Genomic DNA, 19,582 nt, shown 5'->3' with positions numbered 1-19,582 from the left:
TCCGGCCCGGCCCGATATCGCCCCCTCTTTCCATTCGGTTTCCGATGGGTAACACTGACAGGCATGGTTACTGCATCAAGAGTGCAACTAACCGTGCTGCGTGGCCGGGACGACGAGTGCCGGGCTGTCCGGAGCCTGCTCGACGGCATGACCAACGCCGGCGGTGCCCTGCTGTTGCGCGGGGAGCCCGGATCGGGCCGGACGGCGCTTCTCGGCTACGCCCATCGACACGCCGAGGGTGGCTGCACAGTGCTCGCCGGCAGCGGGCTCGCCGAGGAGGCCGCCCTGCCGTACGCCGGCCTGCAACGTCTGGTCGACCCGCTGCTCGACCGGGCCGCCGCGCTCCCTTATGAGCAGCGCCATCTGCTGCGGCGCGCGCTGGCCGGGGAGAGCTGCCCGGCCGACCGGCAGTTGACCCTGTCGATGGCGGTGCTCGGGCTGCTCACCGCCGCCGCCCGGGACCGGCCGTTGCTCGCCACGATGGACGACGTCGACCGAGGTGACCCGCAGACCGCGCAGGTGCTGGCGTTCGTGGCCCGCCGACTGCGGCACCTGCCGCTCGCCGTCCTGCTCACCGCCGACGTCACCGCCAACCTCGACGGGATACCGGCACACCGACTGCGCGCGCTGACCGAGCACGAGAGCCGCGCTGTCCTCACCGATCGACTCGATCGGCTGGCCGGGCGCGAGAGCGTCGACCGGCTGCCCGACCGGCCGGCCGCGTCGGTACTGACCGCTTTGGCCGCGGTCGGCGGGGGCAACCCGCAGGCGCTGGTGGACCTCGCCGAGGTCCTCACCGCCGGGCAGTGGCGGGGCGAGGAGTCGCTGCCCGCCGCGCCACCGGCGGACGGGGCGCTGGGTCGCGCGTACCGTGCCCGGCTGGACCGGCTGCCCCCGGAGACCCGACGGGTGCTGTTGCTCGCCGCGCTCGATGAGGACGGCGAGCCGGGCACCCTGATCCGGGCCGCGGCGGCTGCGGGCGCCGAGGTCGAGGCGCTCGCCCCGGCGGAGGTCGCCGGCCTGGTCCGCGTCGAGCAACGCGGCGTCACCTTCCCGCAGCCGCTGGTGCGCACGATGATCGCGGCCAGCGCGCCGCTCGCGGAGCGCCGCGCGGCGCACCGACTGCTCGCCGAGGTGCTGGTCGCGGACGGGCAACGGCTGCGCCGGGCGATGCACCTCGCCGCCGCGACCGCGGGTGCCGATCCGGCCCTCGCCGCCGAGTTGGAGCAGGCGGCGGTCGGCGGATCCGACGGCTGGGCCGCAGCCTCGGTGGCCCTGCGGTGGGCCGCCGAACTGAGCGACCAGCCGAGGCTGACCGCCACCCGTCTGTTGGCCGCAGCCCGGTACGCCTGGGCCGGGGGACAACCCGACGAGGCCCGGCTGCTGCTCGACCGCCTCCGCGCGGTGGGCGTCGACCCGGTCGTTCGGGGCCGCGCCGACCTGCTCCGCGGCGAGCTGGAACTGCGCTGCGGCACCGCCTCGAGTGCGTCGGCCACGCTGCTGGCCGCCACCGCGGCGGTGGACGGCACCGACCGTGCCCTGGCGATGGCCGGGCTGGTACGCGCCGGCGAGGCGGTCTGCTTCACCGGCGACCAGTACCGCTACGCCGAGGTCGGCCGGCGGGCGCTGGCGTTGCGGCGCCCGGGCGACCCGCCGGCCCTGGAGGTCATGGGCTGTCTGATCGCCGGGGTGGCGGCGACCCTGCGGGGCGACCACGAGCGGGCCGGGCCCGCGCTGCGCCGCGCCGTGGTGCTGGGTGACCGGCTGACCGGTTGGGCGTTGACCCCCACCGCGCTCAGCTGCGCCGCGGCGGCCGGGCTGCTGGTGGCCGTGGACGGTGCTGCCCACCGGCTCGCCGAACGCGCGGTCGAGCTGGCCCGGGAACGGGGTGAGCTGTCCATGCTGTCGCGGGCGTTGGAGCTGCGGGCGGTCGCCGAGTACTGGCTGGGTCGACACGAGGCGGCGGCGGAGACCTCCCGCGACGGGCTGCGCGTCGCCCGGGCCACCGGGCAGGTCAACTGCGCCAACGTACACCTGGGCATGCTCGCCGTCCTCGCCGCGATCCGGGCCGATCGGGAGACCAGCCTGCGGCGGATCCGTGAGATCGGCGAGTCGCCGACGCCGGGCAGCCGCCCGCACGCGCTCGCCGCGTGGGCCCTGGCGGTGCTCGACCTGGTGGACGGCCGGCACGCCGAGGCGGCGGACCGGTTGGCGTCGCTGTCCCGGCTCGGCACGCGCCGAGGTCAGGTCCTCGTGCAGGTGATGGCCACCCCGTACCTGGTGGAGGCGGCGGCGCACCTGGCGCACCGGCCGGCGGCGACGGCCGCGCTCGCCGCGTTCGACAGGTGGGCCAGCAGCACCGCGAGCCCGTTGCGCCGGGCCCTGTCCGCGCGGTGCCACGCACTGCTCGCCCCTCGGGGCGGCACCGACGCGGAACGGGACTTCGAGGCGGCGCTGCGCCTGCACCCCACCGAGGCTGGCACGTTCGAGCGGGCCCGCACCGAGCTGCTCTTCGGTCAGGAGTTGCGCCGCAGTCGACGCCCTCGCGACGCGCGGACGCACCTGCACCAGGCCCGCGAGATGTTCAGCCTGCTCGGGGTGGAGTGTTGGGCCGAGCAGGCCACCACGGAGCTGCGGGCGGCTGGGGAGTCGATCGGTCCGCCGGACCTGCCCGCGGCGCGGTTGTTGACCGGCCAGCAACTGCGGATCGCCGAGTTGGTCGCCGAGGGCGCCACCAACCGGGAGATCGCCGCCCGGATGTTCCTCTCCACCCGTACGGTCGACCACCACCTGCGCAACGTGTTCCACCGGCTGGGTATCCGTTCGCGGACCGAGCTGGCCCGCGCGTTCACGGCCGAACGGCACGTCGGTCTGAGCTCCGACCGGTGAACGTCCGGTCTGGACGCGTTTAACTATCACCGCTAGTTTGTGCGTCATGGACCTCATCCTCTCCGCCGAGCAGGCGGCGGTCCGCCAGTTGGCCGCCGAGTTCGCCGACCGCGAGCTGCTACCGCACGCAGCCGCCTGGGACCGCCGCGAATCGGTCGACCCCGCCATCGTCGGCATGCTCGGTGACCTGGGCTTCCTGGGGCTGACCATCGCCGAGGCCGACGGCGGTTCCGGCGGCGACCACCTCGCGTACTGCCTGGTCCTGGAGGAACTGGGCCGGGGAGACTCGGCGGTGCGCGGCATCGTCTCGGTCTCCCTCGGTCTGGTCGCGAAGTCGATCGCTGCGCACGGGAGCGCGGAGCAGCGGGCCGAGTGGTTACCAGGGCTCTGCGCCGGCACCGCACTCGGCTGCTTCGCGCTGACCGAGCCGGACAGCGGCTCGGACGCGGCCGCACTGCGCACCCGCGCGGTCCGCGACGGCACCGACTGGTTGCTCACCGGCACGAAGATGTTCATCACCAACGGCACCACCGCCGACGTCGCGCTGGTCTTCGCCCGCACCGGCGGCCCCGGGCACCGAGGAATCACCGCGTTCCTGGTGCCCACCGACAGCCCGGGGCTGACCCGGCGGGAGATCCACGGCAAGCTCGGTCTGCGCGGTCAGGCCACCGGCGAGCTGGGCTTCGACGAGGTGCGTGTGCCCGACACGGCCCGCCTCGGCGCCGAAGGCGCCGGATTCCGACTGGCCCTGGCCACCCTCGCCAAGGGCCGGATGTCGGTGGCCGCCGGGTGCGTCGGCATCGCGCAGGGCTGCCTCGACGCGGCAGTCGGTTACGCCGGGCAGCGCACCCAGTTCGGCAAGCCGATCGCCGGGCACCAGCTCGTCCAACAACTGCTCGCCGCCATCGCTGTGGACACCGCCGCCGCCCGGCTGCTGGTGTGGCAGGTGGCCGACCTGATCGACAGTGACCAGCCGTTCGCCACCGAGGCGTCGATGGCCAAGCTCTTCGCCAGTGAGGCCGCCGTCCGCGCGGCCAACAACGCGGTCCAGGTCTTCGGTGGGTACGGCTACATCGACGAGTATCCGGTCGGCAAGTATCTGCGCGACGCCCGGGTGGCCACGCTCTACGAGGGCACCAGCCAGATTCAGCAACTCCTCATCGGACGCGCGCTCACCGGCGTCAACGCCTTCTAGCACCTGTAGGGAGATCCGGCATGAGAGTGTTCACCTCGTTCGAGGAGCTGGCTGCCGCGACCGGCGAGAGCCTCGGGCCCGGTCCGTGGCAGCGCATCGAGCAGAGCCGCGTCGACCTCTTCGCCGACGCCACCGACGACCACCAGTGGATCCATCTCGACCCGGTCCGAGCCGCGGCGGGGCCGTTCGGCGGGACGATCGCCCACGGGTACCTCACTCTGTCGCTGTTGCCGGCGTTGGCGGGCGGGCTCTACCGGGTCGAGGGGGTGGCGATGGGCGTCAACTACGGGCTGAACCGGGTGCGTTTCCCCGCGCCGCTGCGGGTCGGTGCCGCCGTACGGGCCACCGCCACCATCGCCGACGTGTCGCCGGTCAGCGGCGGTGTGCAGCTGGTCGTGACGGTCACCGTGGAGAGCGACAGCGGCGGCAAGCCCGTCTGCGTGGCCGAGACCGTGAGCCGGCTCTACGGCGCTGCGCAGCAGTGACCGCTCGACCCCGCGTCGGCGGTCGTCCGCGCGGTGCCGAGCCGGTGTGACCCGGCACCGCGGCGGTTGGTGTCAGGCGAGCGTGCAGGCGGTGCCGTTGAGGGTGAATGCGGCCGGCCGACCGGTGCCACCCGTGTGGGTTGCCTGGAAGCCGATGTCGACCGAGGCGTTCGGCGCGATCGTCGCGTTGTAGGAGACGTTTCGGGCGGTCACCGCTCCGCTGGACGGGGAGTAGGTGGCGTTCCACCCGCTGGTGATGCTCTGCCCACTGGGCAGCGTGAACGCCAGGCTCCAACCGTTCACCGGCGTGCTGCTGGTGTTGGTCACCGAGACCGACGCGGTGAGACCACTGTTCCAGGCGTTGATCGTGTACGAGACGCGGCAGTCACCGGACGGCGGGGGCGTGGTCGGCGGGGGCGTGGTGGGCGGGGGAGTGGTCGGAGGGGGAGTGGTCGGAGGGGTGTCGCCCCCGATGCTGCCGGGCACCGCACGGAGGGCGTCGTACCAGGCGGCGGCCATCTTGCGGTAGCCGGTGGCGTTCGGGTGCACCCCGTCGGCCAGGTCGCTGAGCGTCAGGGCGCGGTACATGTCGACCAGGTGTACGCGTTTGCCGGCGGCGGCCCGGCTCTGCACGATCCCGGGGATCGCGGCGTTGTAGCCCCGGACCTGGTTGTCCGCGCCGGACTTCGGGATGATCGTCGCGACGAACACGTCGGCGTTCGGGGCGGTGTTGGTGATCCGGTCGACGAGAGTGGCCAGCCGGGACGGGGCCCCGGACGTGTCGCCGTACATGTCGTTGGTGCCGATGTGCAGCAGCACGGTCCGCGGATTCGTGGCCCGCAACCAGTTCACCACGTTGGCGTCGATCTGGGCGATGGTCCAGCCGGAGTGGCCCTGGTGGTCGTGGTCGCCGAGGCTGGCTGGCCCGTTGAACTGGGAGCCGACGAAGTCGATCCGGTAACCACCGGACGTGAACCGCTGCCACAACTCGATCCGGTAACCGCCGGGGACGTTGAATCCGTCGGTGATCGAGTCGCCGAGCGGCATCACGCGGACGCCGCCGTTGGACTCCGCGCTGGCGGGAGTGGTCGCGATCGGCACGGCGGCGACAATGGCGGCGACGGCAGCCAGGGCCGTCCACCATCGACGAGCCCGCCGGGGCCTCGACGTCGGTGCGTTGCCGGTCGGTGCGAGAGGGACGGGTTGCACGAGCGTTGGACTGCGCATGGGACTTCCTCTGGTGGGGGTGCGCGACATCAGCGGCCACCGGCGAGACGGCTGCCGTCATGACGCGGTACGCGGAGGTGGGGTGCGCGGCACGACCAACAACCCGGACGTCTGCACTGGTGGTCGTGGCGGTGTACGGCGGGCACCGGCCGTCGAGGATGTGGCGGGACGGACCGGGAAGCCGTGGCGGAGGTGTGCCCTGCACCTCGCCTGACGCACCATAGCGTGTTATCGCTAACACCGGCAACGCATCAGCACCCGACGATGCCTCGGGCGTTCAGGCCCGCGCTGGATGGAGGACCGAGCCCAGCCAGCGCAGCTGACGCCGCACGTGCACGGCCTCGCCGCCCTCATGGCCGTTGAACGGGTAGACGTGCATCTCCCGCTCGGGCGGGACCGGCCTCCCGTTCGCGGCGCCGTAGTGGTTGTAGGCGGCGAAGGCGGTTCGCGGTGGGCAGACGGTGTCGCGTCCGCCGACGCCGAAGTGCGCCGGCGCAGTCGCCCGACGCGCGAAGTTCACCCCGTCGACATAGGACAGCGTGTGCCACACCGCGTCCTGTGCCTCCCGGTTCACCGCCAGGTACCGGGCGATCTCGCCGTACGGCGCGAGGTCGGTGAGCGCGACGGCCCGGCGCATGTCGCACAGGAACGGGGCGGTGGTCAGCACCGCGCTGAGGTCCTCGACGAGACCCGCCACCGCCAGGGCGATGCCGCCACCCTGGCTGTTGCCGACCACGGTGACCCGGTCACCCTCGACCCCCGGCAGCGCGCGGACCGCCTCGACCGCCCGCACCGCGTCGGTTATCAGGCGGCGATAGTGGTAGGTGCGCGGATCGAGGATCCCCCAGGTGGCCGGCCAGGGCCCGCCGGGCGCGCCGTGCGGGTCGGGGGTGTCCCCGGCGCCGTGCTGCCCCGCCTGTCCCCGGTTGTCCATCAGCAGGTGCGCGTACCCGGCCACCGCCCAGGTCGGGCGTTCGTGGGGCAGACCGCGCCCGCGCCCGTAGCCGGCGTACTCGACCACGGCCGGCAGTGGTTCGCTGACCCCGGCCGGGCGGGTGTACCAGGCGCGGACCGGGTCACCACCGAAGCCGGCGAACGTGACGTCCCAGGAGTCGAGCAGCCGCAGGTCGGTGGGTTCGGGGCGGGCGTCGACGAGCACCGGTACGGCTGCCGCCCCGGTGAGCGTGTCCCGCCAGAACTCGTCGAAGTCGTCGGGTTCGGCGACCTCGGGCGCGTACCGCTGGAGGTCGTCGAAGGTGGAGGCGGTGTGGGGCACGGGTCCTCGCAGGGGCCGGGTCAGTGCGGACGGGCGGGGGGCGCGGTGCTCTCCCGGAGGACCAACTCGGTCACCAGGTCGATCCGGCTGGTCGCCGGCTCGTTCCCCCTGGTCAGGTCGAGCAACATCTGGGTGGCGATGCCGGCCATGTCGCGCAACGGCTGGTTGATCGTGGTGAGTGCCGGGTCGGTCCAGGCGGAGACCGGCAGGTTGTCGTACCCGATCACCGAGAGGTCCTCGGGCACTCGCAGGCCGCACTGACGGGCGGCCCGGAGCACCCCCATGGCCTGGATGTCCGACCCGGCGAAGATCGCCGTGGGTCGGTCCGGCCGCTGGAGCAGTTGCAGCCCGTGGGCGTGCCCCGCTCCGGCGGAGAAACTGCCGTAGCGGATCAGCTCGCGATCGACCACGATTCCGGCTTCGTCGTGGGCCGACTGGAAGCCGGCCGCGCGCGCTCGACTGCACAGCACGTCGGGTGGCCCGGAGATGATGGCGATCCGTCGGTGCCCCAGCTCCAGCAGGTGCCGGGCGGCGAGCAGGCCGCCGTTCCAGTTGTTCGACCCGACGGTCGGCACTGAGGCCGAGGTGGCGCTGTCGGTGTCGACGACGACGAACGGAATGCCCTGCCGGCGCAGGTGCTGCTGTTGGGCCTCGGCCAGGTGGGAGAGGACGAACACCACGCCCAGGGGGCGGTCGGCGAGTAACGCCTCCAACCAGCGTGCCGGCGGGCGGTGCGCGCCGTCGAGCTGGGCGATCGACAGCCCGATGCCGGCCGCTGAGGTCACCGCCTCGACGCCCCGCAGGATCTCCATCGCCCAGCCCGTGTCGAACTCGTGGAACACGAGGTCCACCCGGCCGCCGCTGGTCGCCTGTCGCCGGGCGCGGCGCTGGTACTGGTGGCGGTCGAGGCTCGCCTCCACCCGGGCTCTGGTGCCGGGGGCGACATCACCGCGTCCGTTGAGGACCTTGGACACGGTCGCGACCGAGACGCCGACATCGTTGGCGATGGTGGCGATGGTGGTGGAGGCGGGTGGGTCGAGCGGGCGGTGCTCTGTCATCGCGGCCTCATACAACATCCGAAAGTTTCGGGCGACCTTAACATGATGGGACATTCACGCCAGTAGTTGCCGCACTCGGACTGCGCATTGACTGGACATTGCGCGGCTCGTCGGCAACGGAACGCCGATCGTGGGCTCACCGTGTGCAGGAAACATCCCCTGGTAGTCCGATTGGGACACTTGACAGGCATCGATGGGACACTTAGGTTGCCGAAAAGGTTACGCAGGTTTCCGGAAAGTTTCGGATCGTGAGAAACGTCCGCCACGGAACTGGTTCCACCAGGGCACGGGGATGTGGCCGGAGCTAAGGGGTCAGGGCATGAGAAGTCAGTCGCTCGGAGACGGCGGCGCCGCGCCGTGGCGTGATCAGCGGCTGTCGCCGACCGAGCGGGCCGACGCGCTCCTGCCGAAGATGTCCCTCGAAGAGAAGATCGCCCAGCTCGTCGGGGTCTGGGTCGGCGCCGACGCCAGCGGCGAGGGCGTCGCACCGCACCAGTCGGACATGATCAGCGAGTTGCCGCCGTGGAGCACTGTCATCCAGTACGGGTTGGGCCAGCTGACCCGTCCGTTCGGCACCGCCCCGGTCGACCCGGTGCTCGGCGCCCGGTCACTGGCGGCCTCGCAGGCGCAGATCGTGGCCGCCAGTCGGTTCGGCATCCCGGCGCAGGTGCACGAGGAGTGCCTCACCGGGTTCGCGGCGTGGCGGGCCACCGTCTACCCGACTCCGCTCAGCTGGGGCGCGTCCTTCGACCCCGAACTGGTCGAGGCGATGGCCGACCGGATCGGGCGGTCGATGCGGGCCGCCGGTGTGCACCAGGGCCTCGCCCCGGTGCTGGACGTCACCCGGGACTACCGCTGGGGTCGTACCGAGGAGACGATCGGCGAGGACCCCTACCTGGTCGGGACGACAGGTGCCGCCTACGTGCGGGGCCTGGAGCGGGCCGGTGTGGTGGCCACGCTGAAACACTTCGCCGGCTACTCCGCCTCCCGAGGCGGACGCAACCTCGCGCCGGTGCCGATGGGCGGCCGCGAGCTGGCCGACGTCATCCTGCCGCCGTTCGAGATGGCGCTGCGCCTCGGCGGCGCCCGCTCGGTCATGAACTCCTACGCCGAGATCGATGGCCTGCCCGTCGCGGCCGACCGTGGGCTGCTGACCGGGCTGTTGCGGGACGAGTGGGGCTTCACCGGCACAGTGGTGGCCGACTACTTCGCCGTACGGTTCCTGCAGACCCTGCACGGAGTCGCCGGGGATGCCGCCGAGGCCGCCCGGCTCGCTCTGCGGGCCGGGATCGACGTCGAGCTGCCCACAGTGGACGCCTTCGGCGAACCGTTGGTCGAGGCGGCTCGCCGCGGCGAGGTCGACGAGGCGCTGATCGACTGCGCGCTGCGTCGGGTGCTGATCCAGAAGATCGAGCTCGGTCTGCTCGACGAGGGCTGGCAGGAGCTGCCCGACGACGTGGCGTCCCTGCGCTTCGACGACGAGGCCAGCCAGGACATCGCCCTTCGCCTGGCCCGGGAGTCAGTCGTCCTGGTGCGCAACACCGGCGTCCTCCCGCTGGCCGTGGCAAGCCGGGTCGCCCTGGTCGGCCCGGTCGCCGACGACCCGATGGGAATGCTCGGCTGCTACTCGTTCCCCAATCACGTGGGCGTCAACCACAGCGACTTCGGGCTCGGCCTGGCCATCCCCACACTGCGCGACGAGCTGGCCCGGCGCGTCCCGATGCTCACCCACGAGCCAGGGTGCACCGTCACCGGTGACGACACCTCGGGCATCCCGGCCGCGGTCGCCGCTGCCGCCGCCGCCGACGTGTGCGTGCTGGCCGTCGGCGACCGGGCGGGAATGTTCGGCCGGGGCACCTCCGGTGAGGGCTGCGACGCCGTCGACCTGCGACTACCCGGCGTGCAGAGCGACCTCGTCCGCGCCGTCCTCGCCACCGGCACCCCTGTCGTCCTGGTCCTGATGACCGGCCGCCCGTACGCGCTCGGCCCGGAGTTCGACGACGCGGCGGCCGTGGTGCAGGCGTTCTTCCTCGGCCAGCTCGGTGGGCAGGCACTCGCCGAGGTGCTCACCGGCGCGGTCAACCCCTCCGGACGGTTGCCGGTCAGCGTGCCGCGCGACGCCGGCGGACTGCCGAGCACCTACCTCGCGCCACCGCTCGGCCGGCGCAACAAGGTCTCCTCGATCGACCCGACCCCGGCGTACCCGTTCGGCCACGGGCTGAGCTACACCACCTTCGAGTGGTCCGACGCCACAGTGGTTGAACCGCGTGAAGATCCGACCGCCTGGCCGGTCGACGGCGAGGTACGGGTGCGGATCACCGTCGCCAACACCGGTGAGCGGGCCGGCACCGAGGTCGTGCAGCTCTACCTGCACGACCCGGTCGCGCAGACCACCCGTCCGGTGGTCCGGCTGATCGGTTACACCCGGCTGCCGCTGGCGCCCGGCGAGGTGGCGCACGTGACGTTCGGCGTACCTGCCGACGTGGCGTCGTTCACCGGGCTGACCGGCAGACGGATCGTCGAGCCCGGCGACGTCGAACTGCGGTTCGGCCGCTCCAGCGGCGAGGTGGCGGCGGCCCTGCCGCTGCGACTGGTCGGCACCGAACGCCAGGTCGGCTTCGAGCGGGAACTGCTCACCTCGGTGCGGGTCGAGCCCCTCGTGGCCGTTGCGCAGTCGGCATAGGAGGCCACGGATGACATCCACCCTGCGGCCACCGCCGCCGGCGCCGCCGAGTCCTCCGCAGCGGGTGCAGAGCCCTGCCCCGCGCTCGCCACGACGCCGTCGCAGTTGGCGGCAGGCACTGCGCCGGGACTGGCAGCTCTACTCCCTCGCCATCCTGCCGCTGCTGTTCTTCCTGGTGTTCCGGTATCTGCCGATGATCGGCAACATCATCGCGTTCCGTCGGTTCAAGCCGGGCGGCAGCATCTTCGGTGAGTACTGGGTCGGGCTGCGCTACTTCCGGATGTTTCTCAGCGACCCGACGTTCTGGGAGGTGTTCACCAACACTCTGGTGCTCGGGGCGCTGACCCTGCTGTTCTGCTTCCCGCTGCCCATCGTGCTGGCGCTGCTGCTCAACGAGGTCCGGGCCCGCCGCTTCAAGCGGTTCGTCCAGTCCGTGTCCTACCTGCCGCACTTCCTGTCGATCGTGATCGTGGCGGCGATGGTCATGCAGTTGACCTCGATCGAGGGCACCGCCAACCAGATCGTCAACCTGTTCGGCGGCGACCCGGTGGCGTTCCTGCAGAGACCTGAGTGGTTCCGCACCATCTACGTCTCGTCCGAGGTCTGGCAGACGGTCGGCTGGGGCACGATCCTCTACCTCGCCGCCCTCACCACCATCGACGAGGACCTGTACGAGGCCGCCCGGATCGACGGAGCCGGCCGGCTGCGCCAGACCTGGCACATCACGTTGCCCGGCATCCGCCCGACGATGATGACCTTGCTGATCCTCAACATCGGCAGCTTCCTGGCCGTCGGGTTCGAGAAGATCCTGCTGCTCTACAACCCGTTGACGTACCCGACCGCCGACGTGGTCTCCACCTACCTGTTCCGGATGGGCTTCCAGTCGAGCAACTTCAGCTACGCGGCGGCCATCGGCCTCTTCGAGGCGGTGATCGGGCTGATCCTCGTCCTGTCGGCGAACGTCATCTCCCGTCGCACTGTGGGGACGAGCCTGTGGTGACCTTCGGTACGAAGATCGACGCCCCGAAGACGCGCGGGCCGGACGACAGCCGGGGTTACCGGATCTTCCGCGTCGTCAACACTGTCGTCCTGCTCGGCGTCGTGGTCGTGACGTTGTACCCGTTCCTCAACATCGTGGCCCGCTCGCTCAGCGAAGAGGCGTACATCATCGCCGGCAAGGTCACCTTCTTCCCGCGCGGGTTCGACCTGACCGCGTACAAGCTGGTGATGTCCGACTCGATGTTCTGGACGAACTACCGCAACACTGTGGTGTACACGGTGGTCGCGACGCTCATCTCGATCGTGCTGACCACCTGTTACGCGTACGTGCTGTCGAAGCCGCAGCTCAAGGGGCGCGGAGTGCTCGTCGGTGTCGCGCTGTTCACCATGTTCTTCTCCGGTGGCCTGATTCCCAACTACGTGCTGGTCACCAGCCTGGGCATGAAGAACACCATCTGGGCGGTGGTGGTCCCCAACGCCATCAGCGTGTTCAACCTGCTGGTCATGAAGGCGTTCTTCGAGAGTCTGCCGAGCGAGCTGGAGGAGGCCGCAGCGGTCGACGGGTTGAACACGTACGGCATCCTGCTGCGGATCGTGCTGCCGCTGTCGAAGGCGATCATCGCGACGATGGTGCTCTTCTATGCGGTGTCCTTCTGGAACTCGTGGTTCACCGCGTTCCTCTACATCGACCGGCAGGACCTGCTGCCGGTCACCGTCTACCTGCGCAACCTGATCGCGGGTGCCACCGACGCACAGCAGTCAGGCGCGGCCGAGGCCGATGTCGTGCAGGCCGCGGCCACACTCCAGGCCGTGACGATCGTGCTCACCACCCTGCCGATCCTGGCGGTCTACCCCTTCGTCCAGCGGTACTTCGTCCGCGGCGTGATGCTCGGCGCGGTCAAGGGATGACGGCGAGCGCGCGGCACCTCCGAACCCCACCATTGAAAGGACGAGCCATGCTCCACAAGACGTGGCGCCGCGTGGCGGTAGCCACCGCGGGTCTGCTCGCGCTCTCCCTTACCACCGCCTGTTCCGAGGACCCCGGTGAGTCGACCGACCTCTCCGAGAACCGGGTCGGCGCGATGGCCAACTACGGCATCGGCGACCAGTTCAAGGCCACCGAGGCTCTCTCGTTCTCCACCCTCTACAACAACCACACGTTCTACCCGCTCAAGGAAGACTGGCTGTTCTGGTCGGAGCTCACCAAGCGGACCAATGTCAAGATCGAACCGGTGGCCGTGCCGCTGAGCGACTACGAGCAGAAGCGCAGCCTGCTGATCGGCGCCGGCGACGCCCCGATGATCATCCCGAAGACGTACCACCCGCAGGAGAACGCCTTCGTGTCCTCCGGGGCGATCCTCCCGGTGAGCGACTACCTGGACCTGATGCCCAACCTCAAGGACAAGATCACCAAGTGGAACCTCCAGCCGGAGATCGACAACCTGCGGCAGTCCGACGGTAAGTTCTACCTGCTGCCCGGCCTTCACGAGAAGCCCACGCAGGACTACACGGTGCTGGTGCGCACCGACATCATGCAGGAGCTCAACCTGGCGGTCCCGAAGACCTGGGACGAGCTGTACACGGTGCTCAAGGCGATGAAGGCCAAGTACCCGAACGTCTACCCGTACTCCGACCTCTTCAGCAAGCCCAACCCGACCGGCGCGTTGCTGAACATCCTCGGCTCGGCCCACGGCACCCAGGCGGGCTGGGACTACCAGCACGCGACCTGGGACCCGGCGGCGAAGAAGTTCAGCTACACCGGCGCGTCCGAGCAGTACAAGCAGATGGTCACCTACCTGCACAAGCTCGTCGCCGAAGGGCTGCTCGACCCGGAGAGCTTCACCCAGACCGACGACCAGGCACGCCAGAAGCTCGCCAACGGCAAGTCCTTCGTGGTCACCGGCAACGCGCAGACCCTGGTCAACAACCACCGCCCCGACCTGGCCAAGACCCTGCCGAACGCCAAGATGGCCAAGATCCCGCTGCCGATCGGCCCGGCTGGCGAGATCAACCCGTTCCCCCGGTTGGAGAACGGCATCATGATCTCCACGAAGGCTCGGGAGAGCAAGAACTTCGTGGCCATGATGCAGTTCATCGACTGGTTGTGGTATTCGGACGCAGGCCTGGAGTTTGCCCGCTGGGGCGTCGAGGGCACGACCTTCACCAAGGACGCGTCCGGCAAGCGCACGCTCAACCCCGGGGTCGACTTCCTCGGGCTCAACCCGAAGGCGCCCAAGCACCTGCAGAAGGACTTCGGCTTCCACAACGGCGTCTTCGCCTACGGCGGCACTCCCGACCTGGTTCGCGGGTTCTTCTCGCCGGAGGAGCTGGAGTTCCAGAAGGTGATGGACGCCCGCAAGCCGAGGGTGGTGCCCCCGCCGGCCCCGTTGAGCGACGAGGAGCGCGAGCAGGTGTCGCTCTGGGAGACGCCGCTGAAGGACTTCGTCACCCAGAACACGCTGAAGTTCGCCCTCGGTCAGCGTCCGCTCAGTGAGTGGGACGCGTACGTGGCCGAGCTGAAGGCCAAGAACTCCGACCAGTACATCGACCTGGTCAACAAGGCGTACGAGCGGTTCCAGAAGAACAACGGCTGATAGGCGGGAGTCCGGTCGGGTCGCCCCTGGCGCGGCCCGGCCGGACCCCCGGCGACCACGGATCAGCTGAGTCGACGGGAGGGAGCGAGCGTGAGTGGCGCGACTCAGGCCCGGCGACAGCTCGGCGACGGACCACTGTCGCGGATCACCTCGCGCGTCTACATCCTGCTCGTGGTCGAGTTGCTCCTGCTGCTCACCACGTTGCCCGCCCTGCTTCCGCTGCTGGTGCTGGGCCGCGATCCGAGCAACCTGCCGCTCGCCGCGTTCCTGCTGGTACCGGTCGGCCCGGCGATCTCCGCCGCCCTGTACGCCCTGCGCCACCAGCGAACCGACCTGACCGACCTGCGGCCGGCCACCCTGTTCTGGCGCGGCTACCGGGCCAATGTGCTCGGCGTGCTGCGCGTCTGGGTGCCGACGCTGCTGTGGCTGACAGTGCTCGCCGTGAACCTCGCCTACCGCGACGCGGTCGGCCTGTCGAGCTGGTGGGCGGTGCCGCTGGTGCTGATCGGAGTGGGCGTGACGCTCTGCGCGGCCAACGCCCTGGTGATCACCTCGCTGTTCGACTTCCGCACCCGCGACGTGCTCCGGCTGGCCGTGCACTTCCTTGTGCGTACCCCCGGTGTTGCCGTCGGCAACGCCCTGCTGCTGGCCGCAGCGGCCGGGATCACCGCGGCCCTCTCCGAAGCGGTGCTGATGCTGCTGGCGTCGATCGCGGTGCTGGCGTACCTGCGCGTCGGCGACCCGATGATCCACCTGATCCGGGAGGAGTTCACCAGATGAGCCTGCCCCTCAGCGCCAAGGTGCCCTTCGGGGGCGACTACAACCCGGAACAGTGGCCCGAGGACGTGTGGAAGCAGGACTACCGTCTCTTCGACACGGCACGGATCGACCTGGTCACCCTCGGGGTGTTCGACTGGGCGCTCACCCAACCCGCCGAGGGCACCTACGACTTCGCGCTGCTGGACAGGATCGTCGAGCGGGCCAGTGCCGAGGGACGCGGGATCTGCCTGGCCACCGGCACCGGAGCCCACCCACCGTGGTTGGCGAAGGCGTACCCCGAGGTGACCCGGACCGACTTCGAGGGCCGCAAGCACCGCTTCGGTCAGCGACACAACTCCTGCCCCAGCTCGCCGATCTTTCGCCGGCTCTCGACGGAGCTGGCCCGCCGGGTCGCCCGTCGCTACGCCGACACCCCGGCGGTGCTCGCCTGGCACGTCGGCAACGAGTACGGCGGCGCCTGCTACTGCGCCCTGTGCGCGGCCGGCTTCCGGAACTGGCTGCGTCACCGCTACGGCACCCTCGACGAGCTGAACGAGGCCTGGTACACCACCTTCTGGTCGCACACCTTCACCGACTGGGAGGAGATCGAGCCGCCCTCGGCGCTGACCGAGCACTGGCGCGGCCCGGACCACACCGCGTTCCCGGGCATCACACTGGACTACCTGCGGTTCACCTCCGATGCGATGCTGACGAACTTCCGCGACGAGAAGGCGGCCATCCGGGAGTCCAGCCCGGCACTGCCGGTGACCACGAACTTCATGGGCATGTACCGCCCGATCGACTACCACCGCTGGGCACCTCATCTGGACTTCGTCTCCTGGGACAACTACCCGCCCGACGACACGTCGGCGGCCAGGATGGCGCTGACCCACGACCTCATGCGCGGGCTCAAGGACGGCCAGCCGTTCTGGCTGATGGAACAGACCCCGAGCTTCACCGCGTGCCGCGACGTCAACCCGTTGAAGCGCCCCGGTCTGATGCGGCTGTGGAGCTGGCAGGCCGTGGCGCACGGCGCCGACGGGGTCCTCTTCTTCCAGCTGCGGGCCTCCCGTGGAGCCAGCGAGAAGTACCACGGTGCCGTCATCGGCCACGCCGGTCGCTCCGACACCCGGGTGTTCCGGGAGGTCGCCGAGCTGGGCGCCGAACTGGAACGGCTCGGCCCGGCGTCACTGGGCGCGCGGACCCCGGCCCGGGTGGCGCTGCTGTTCGACTGGGACAGCTGGTGGGCGTTGGAGCTGTCCGACGGCCCGTCCCGGCTGGTCCGCTACCAGCAGGTCGTGCTCGCGTACCACCGGGCCCTCTGGGACGCCGGTGTGGACCTGGACGTCGTCGCGGTGGCCGCCGACCTGTCCGGCTACGACGTGGTCGTGGCCCCGGCCCTGCACCTGCTCAAGGGTGACCTGCCGCAGCGGCTGGAGGCGGCGGCGACGCGCGGCGGGTCGGTGCTGACCACCTACCTGTCCGGCCGGGTGGACGAGAACGACCAGGCGTTCCTGATGGACGTGCCGGGCCCGCTCGGTCAGCTCATGGGCGTCCGGGTCGACGAGTGGGACGCCCGCGGCCCGGAGGTGGTCAACACCGTCCGCCTCGGCGACGGCGCGGATCAGGTCGACGTCGACGCGAGCCTGCTGTTCGAGCTGGTGATTCCGCAGGGCGCGCAGGTCGTCGGCACGTACCAGGCCGACTTCTACGCGGGCACCCCCGCGGTGACCCGTAACTCCTTCGGTGCCGGCGACGGGTGGTACGTGGCCGCCGGGCTGGACCAGGCCGGGGTGTCCTGGGTGGTTCGGCAGGTGCTCGCCCGGCACGACCTGCTCGGGCCCTACCCGGACGTGCCGGACCTGGAATCCGCCGTGCGGGTCGCGGCGGACGGGTCGCGGCTGCTGTTTCTGCTGAACCACCGCGCCGAGCCGGTCGAGGTGACCGCCCGGACCGGCGGCGTCGACCTGCTCACCGGCGACCGTACGGCGGCCGGCGGCGCCCTGCGACTGCCGGCGTACGGGGTTGTCGTGCTGGAGGAGGACCGGTGAACGCCGAAGAGTCGGTGGAGTTGGAGCAGCTGATGTTCGTCGAGGAGCCGATGGACGGTGGCGAACCGCGCGTTCACCCGGCCTGGCTGCCGCCGGAGGCGTTCCGGTCGCTCGGCGCGCGTCGCATCCTCCTGCACGGCGAGGGGCTGCTCGTCGACACCGTCCTCAACGAGGTCTCGCGCGCCTGCGCCCGTTACGGCGGACGGGTGTGGCACTCCCCGTCCTGGGACGTAGACGTCGACCTGGTGCTCGCCCTGCGCGATGCCGCCGAGCTGCCCAATCCGGCGGTGGAGGCGGCCCGCGCCGCCGGCGAGGCGGCTCTGGTCGAGCTGGGCGACGGCGGGACGCTCGGCGACGAGGGTTTCGTGTTGGCGCGGGCCGGCGACGTGACGGCGGTGCTGGCCGACGCGCCCGCCGGCCTGCTGTACGGGCTCTTCCACGTGGTCCGGCTCTGCGCGGCGGCCTTCGACCCGGCCCGCCCCCCGGAGTGGCACCGGCCGGCGCTGCGCCGACGAATGTTGAACCACTGGGACAACGTGGCAGTGCACCCGGTGATGGGCCAGGTCGAACGGGGGTACGCGGGCGGCTCGATCTTCTGGCAGGACGGCCGTCCGCGCGGCGACCTGGCCCGGGTGCGGGAGTACGGGCGGCTGCTGGCCTCCTGTGGGATCAACGCGATATCGGTGAACAACGTCAATGTGGCCCGTACCGAGGCGCTGCTGCTCACTGAACGGATCGGGGACGTGGCCGAGATCGCGGACGCGCTGCGCCCGTACGGCATCCGGGTGCACCTGTCGGTCAGCTTCGCCGCGCCGGTGCTCCTCGGTGGCCTGCCGACCGCCGACCCCCTGGACGAGAACGTACGCGTCTGGTGGGCCGGCACCACCAGACGGGTGTACGACCGGATCCCGGACTTCGGCGGCTACCTGGTGAAGGCCGACTCGGAGGGGCAACCCGGCCCGTTCACGTATGGCCGTGACCACGCCGACGGGGCGAACCTGCTGGCCGAGGCCCTCGCCCCGCACGGGGGAGTGGTGCACTGGCGGGCGTTCGTCTACAACCACCACCAGGACTGGCGGGACCGGTCCACCGACCGGGCTCGGGCCGCGTACGACCACTTCGCCCCGCTCGACGGGCGGTTCCGTACCAACGTGGTCGTCCAGGTGAAGTTCGGCCCGGTGGACTTCCAGCCGCGCGAGCCGGTCTCACCGGTGCTCGCCGCGATGCCGGCGACCCGGCTGGCGGTGGAGTTGCAGGTCACTCAGGAGTACACGGGCCAACAGCGGCACGTCTGCCACCTCGGCCCGTGGTGGAGTGAGGTGCTCGGCTTCGCTCCCTGGGGGCCGGATGGGCGGACGATCGCCGACGTGGTCACGGGGGAGTCGGCGGCGGGCGGCGGGATGGTCGCCGTCGCCAACGTCGGCGACGACCTCTTCTGGACCGGGCATCCGTTGGCGCAGGCCAACCTGTACGCGTTCGGCCGGCTGGCCTGGGACCCTCGGCGGGACCCGACGGCGATCCTCGACGAGTGGATCACGTTGACCTTTCCGCCGTCGGCGACCGCCGACGCGGAGCTGGTGCGGCGGGTCCTGCACGAGATCATGGACGACTCGTGGCGCACGTACGAGCGCTACACCGCCCCGCTGGGTGTCGGTTTCATGGTCAACCCCGGCGACCACTACGGCCCCGGCGTCGACGGGTACGAGTACACCCGGTGGGGCACCTACCACTTCGCCGACCGCGACGGCGTCGGTGTGGACCGCAGCCGAGCGTCGGGCACCGGCTTCGCCGGCCAGTACCCGCCGTACTGGGCGCAGGTGTACGAGTCACCCGAGACCTGCCCCGACGAGCTGCTGCTCTTCTTCCACCACGTGCCGTACGGGCACGTGCTGCACAGCGGCTCGACGGTCATCCAGCACATCTACGACACCCACTTCGCCGGGGTCGAGGAGGTGACGGCGATGCGACGCAGGTGGCAGACGCTGACCGGCATGATCGACCCGAGCGTGTACGAGCGGGTCGCCGAACGCCTCGACGAGCAGGTGCGCTGCGCCACCGAGTGGCGCGACCAGATCAACACGTACTTCTACCGCAAGTCCGGGGTGCCGGACGAGCGAGGGCGGGACATCCACTGAGTGGCGGTGCGGGCGGCCGGGGTGACCCGGTCGGGTCGCCGTCGTGCCGTGTGCCCAGCGGCGGCCTGGCAGGTTCCGAAAACGTGCCGATAATTCATCGCCGCCCACCGGTGCTGAAGACGCCCGTCGATGCCCATTATCGCGCAGGTGGCCGCCGGAACCGTTGCGGCGAAAGGTTTCCGGAAGTCTTGACAATCGAGTGTGCTCGATTGAAGCTGACATGGTCACGCG

General features: G+C 70.8%; 13 protein-coding genes. 10 read left to right on the top strand and 3 right to left on the bottom strand.

Features of this window, described 5'->3' with window-relative positions:
• The first annotated feature begins 63 nt into the window (after window positions 1-63).
• Genes AB0B68_RS08305 through AB0B68_RS08295 form a run of 3 tightly spaced genes read left to right on the top strand, consistent with a single transcriptional unit; the run spans window position 64 to window position 4,569 of the window.
• A complete protein-coding gene (locus AB0B68_RS08305) occupies window positions 64-2,889 on the top strand; it encodes an AAA family ATPase (protein ID WP_357258577.1) in 2,826 nt (941 codons plus the stop codon).
• Between the two features lie 46 nt (window positions 2,890-2,935).
• Window positions 2,936-4,084 (top strand): acyl-CoA dehydrogenase family protein, encoded by a 1,149-nt coding sequence (locus tag AB0B68_RS08300; RefSeq protein ID WP_357258573.1) that lies wholly within the window; start codon window positions 2,936-2,938, stop codon window positions 4,082-4,084.
• A 20-nt stretch (window positions 4,085-4,104) separates the two neighbouring features.
• A complete protein-coding gene (locus tag AB0B68_RS08295; protein WP_357258570.1) occupies window positions 4,105-4,569 on the top strand; it encodes a MaoC family dehydratase in 465 nt (154 codons plus the stop codon).
• Window positions 4,570-4,641: 72 nt separating this feature from the next.
• Here AB0B68_RS08295 and AB0B68_RS08290 read toward each other — a convergent pair whose 3' ends face one another.
• The 3 genes from AB0B68_RS08290 to AB0B68_RS08280 all read right to left on the bottom strand — a co-directional run bounded on the left by AB0B68_RS08290 (window position 4,642) and on the right by AB0B68_RS08280 (window position 8,130).
• Entirely contained in the window at window positions 4,642-5,796 is a 1,155-nt protein-coding gene (locus tag AB0B68_RS08290) for a cellulose binding domain-containing protein (RefSeq protein WP_357258567.1), read from the bottom strand.
• A gap of 277 nt (window positions 5,797-6,073) precedes the next feature.
• Window positions 6,074-7,072, bottom strand: a complete 999-nt coding sequence (locus AB0B68_RS08285; protein ID WP_357258564.1) for an acetylxylan esterase — start codon at window positions 7,070-7,072, stop codon at window positions 6,074-6,076.
• A 20-nt stretch (window positions 7,073-7,092) separates the two neighbouring features.
• A complete protein-coding gene (locus AB0B68_RS08280) occupies window positions 7,093-8,130 on the bottom strand; it encodes a LacI family DNA-binding transcriptional regulator (RefSeq protein ID WP_357203501.1) in 1,038 nt (345 codons plus the stop codon).
• Between the two features lie 319 nt (window positions 8,131-8,449).
• On the opposite strand from AB0B68_RS08280, the gene AB0B68_RS08275 reads away from it, so the two are divergent.
• The 7 genes from AB0B68_RS08275 (at window position 8,450) to AB0B68_RS08245 (ending at window position 19,351) form a co-directional block, all read left to right on the top strand.
• The gene (locus tag AB0B68_RS08275) at window positions 8,450-10,813 is read left to right on the top strand and encodes a glycoside hydrolase family 3 N-terminal domain-containing protein (RefSeq protein WP_357203504.1); all 2,364 of its coding nucleotides are present in this window, start codon (window positions 8,450-8,452) and stop codon (window positions 10,811-10,813) included.
• A 10-nt stretch (window positions 10,814-10,823) separates the two neighbouring features.
• Window positions 10,824-11,813, top strand: a complete 990-nt coding sequence (locus tag AB0B68_RS08270; RefSeq protein ID WP_357258561.1) for an ABC transporter permease subunit — start codon at window positions 10,824-10,826, stop codon at window positions 11,811-11,813.
• Window positions 11,810-12,721 (top strand): carbohydrate ABC transporter permease, encoded by a 912-nt coding sequence (locus AB0B68_RS08265; protein WP_357203510.1) that lies wholly within the window; start codon window positions 11,810-11,812, stop codon window positions 12,719-12,721. Before AB0B68_RS08270 ends, AB0B68_RS08265 begins: the two co-directional genes overlap by 4 nt.
• Before the next feature lie 47 nt (window positions 12,722-12,768).
• Window positions 12,769-14,406 carry an extracellular solute-binding protein gene (locus AB0B68_RS08260; protein WP_357203513.1) on the top strand — a complete coding sequence of 546 codons (1,638 nt, stop codon included), beginning with the start codon at window positions 12,769-12,771 and terminating at the stop codon, window positions 14,404-14,406.
• Window positions 14,407-14,496: 90 nt separating this feature from the next.
• Window positions 14,497-15,186, top strand: a complete 690-nt coding sequence (locus AB0B68_RS08255) for a DUF624 domain-containing protein (RefSeq protein ID WP_357203516.1) — start codon at window positions 14,497-14,499, stop codon at window positions 15,184-15,186.
• A complete protein-coding gene (locus AB0B68_RS08250; protein ID WP_357203519.1) occupies window positions 15,183-17,216 on the top strand; it encodes a beta-galactosidase in 2,034 nt (677 codons plus the stop codon). Before AB0B68_RS08255 ends, AB0B68_RS08250 begins: the two co-directional genes overlap by 4 nt.
• Window positions 17,213-19,351 (top strand): alpha-glucuronidase, encoded by a 2,139-nt coding sequence (locus AB0B68_RS08245; protein ID WP_357203522.1) that lies wholly within the window; start codon window positions 17,213-17,215, stop codon window positions 19,349-19,351. Before AB0B68_RS08250 ends, AB0B68_RS08245 begins: the two co-directional genes overlap by 4 nt.
• The last annotated feature ends 231 nt before the right edge of the window (window positions 19,352-19,582 follow it).

This window comes from Micromonospora sp. NPDC049049 (assembly GCF_040649115.1).
In the GTDB taxonomy this organism is placed as follows: Bacteria; Actinomycetota; Actinomycetes; order Mycobacteriales; family Micromonosporaceae; genus Micromonospora.
The sequence above is the reverse complement of the archived record's forward strand: the minus strand, read 5'-3'. Positions and strand labels throughout refer to the sequence as shown.

What these genes read in the sequence shown, in the direction of transcription:
- AB0B68_RS08305 (WP_357258577.1), top strand. Translation starts at nt 64, where the DNA reads ATGGTTACTGCATCAAGAGTGCAACTAACCGTGCTGCGTGGCCGGGAC.
- AB0B68_RS08300 (WP_357258573.1), top strand. Translation starts at nt 2,936, where the DNA reads ATGGACCTCATCCTCTCCGCCGAGCAGGCGGCGGTCCGCCAGTTGGCC.
- AB0B68_RS08295 (WP_357258570.1), top strand. Translation starts at nt 4,105, where the DNA reads ATGAGAGTGTTCACCTCGTTCGAGGAGCTGGCTGCCGCGACCGGCGAG.
- AB0B68_RS08290 (WP_357258567.1), bottom strand. Translation starts at nt 5,796, where the DNA reads ATGCGCAGTCCAACGCTCGTGCAACCCGTCCCTCTCGCACCGACCGGC.
- AB0B68_RS08280 (WP_357203501.1), bottom strand. Translation starts at nt 8,130, where the DNA reads ATGACAGAGCACCGCCCGCTCGACCCACCCGCCTCCACCACCATCGCC.
- AB0B68_RS08275 (WP_357203504.1), top strand. Translation starts at nt 8,450, where the DNA reads ATGAGAAGTCAGTCGCTCGGAGACGGCGGCGCCGCGCCGTGGCGTGAT.
- AB0B68_RS08270 (WP_357258561.1), top strand. Translation starts at nt 10,824, where the DNA reads ATGACATCCACCCTGCGGCCACCGCCGCCGGCGCCGCCGAGTCCTCCG.
- AB0B68_RS08260 (WP_357203513.1), top strand. Translation starts at nt 12,769, where the DNA reads ATGCTCCACAAGACGTGGCGCCGCGTGGCGGTAGCCACCGCGGGTCTG.
- AB0B68_RS08250 (WP_357203519.1), top strand. Translation starts at nt 15,183, where the DNA reads ATGAGCCTGCCCCTCAGCGCCAAGGTGCCCTTCGGGGGCGACTACAAC.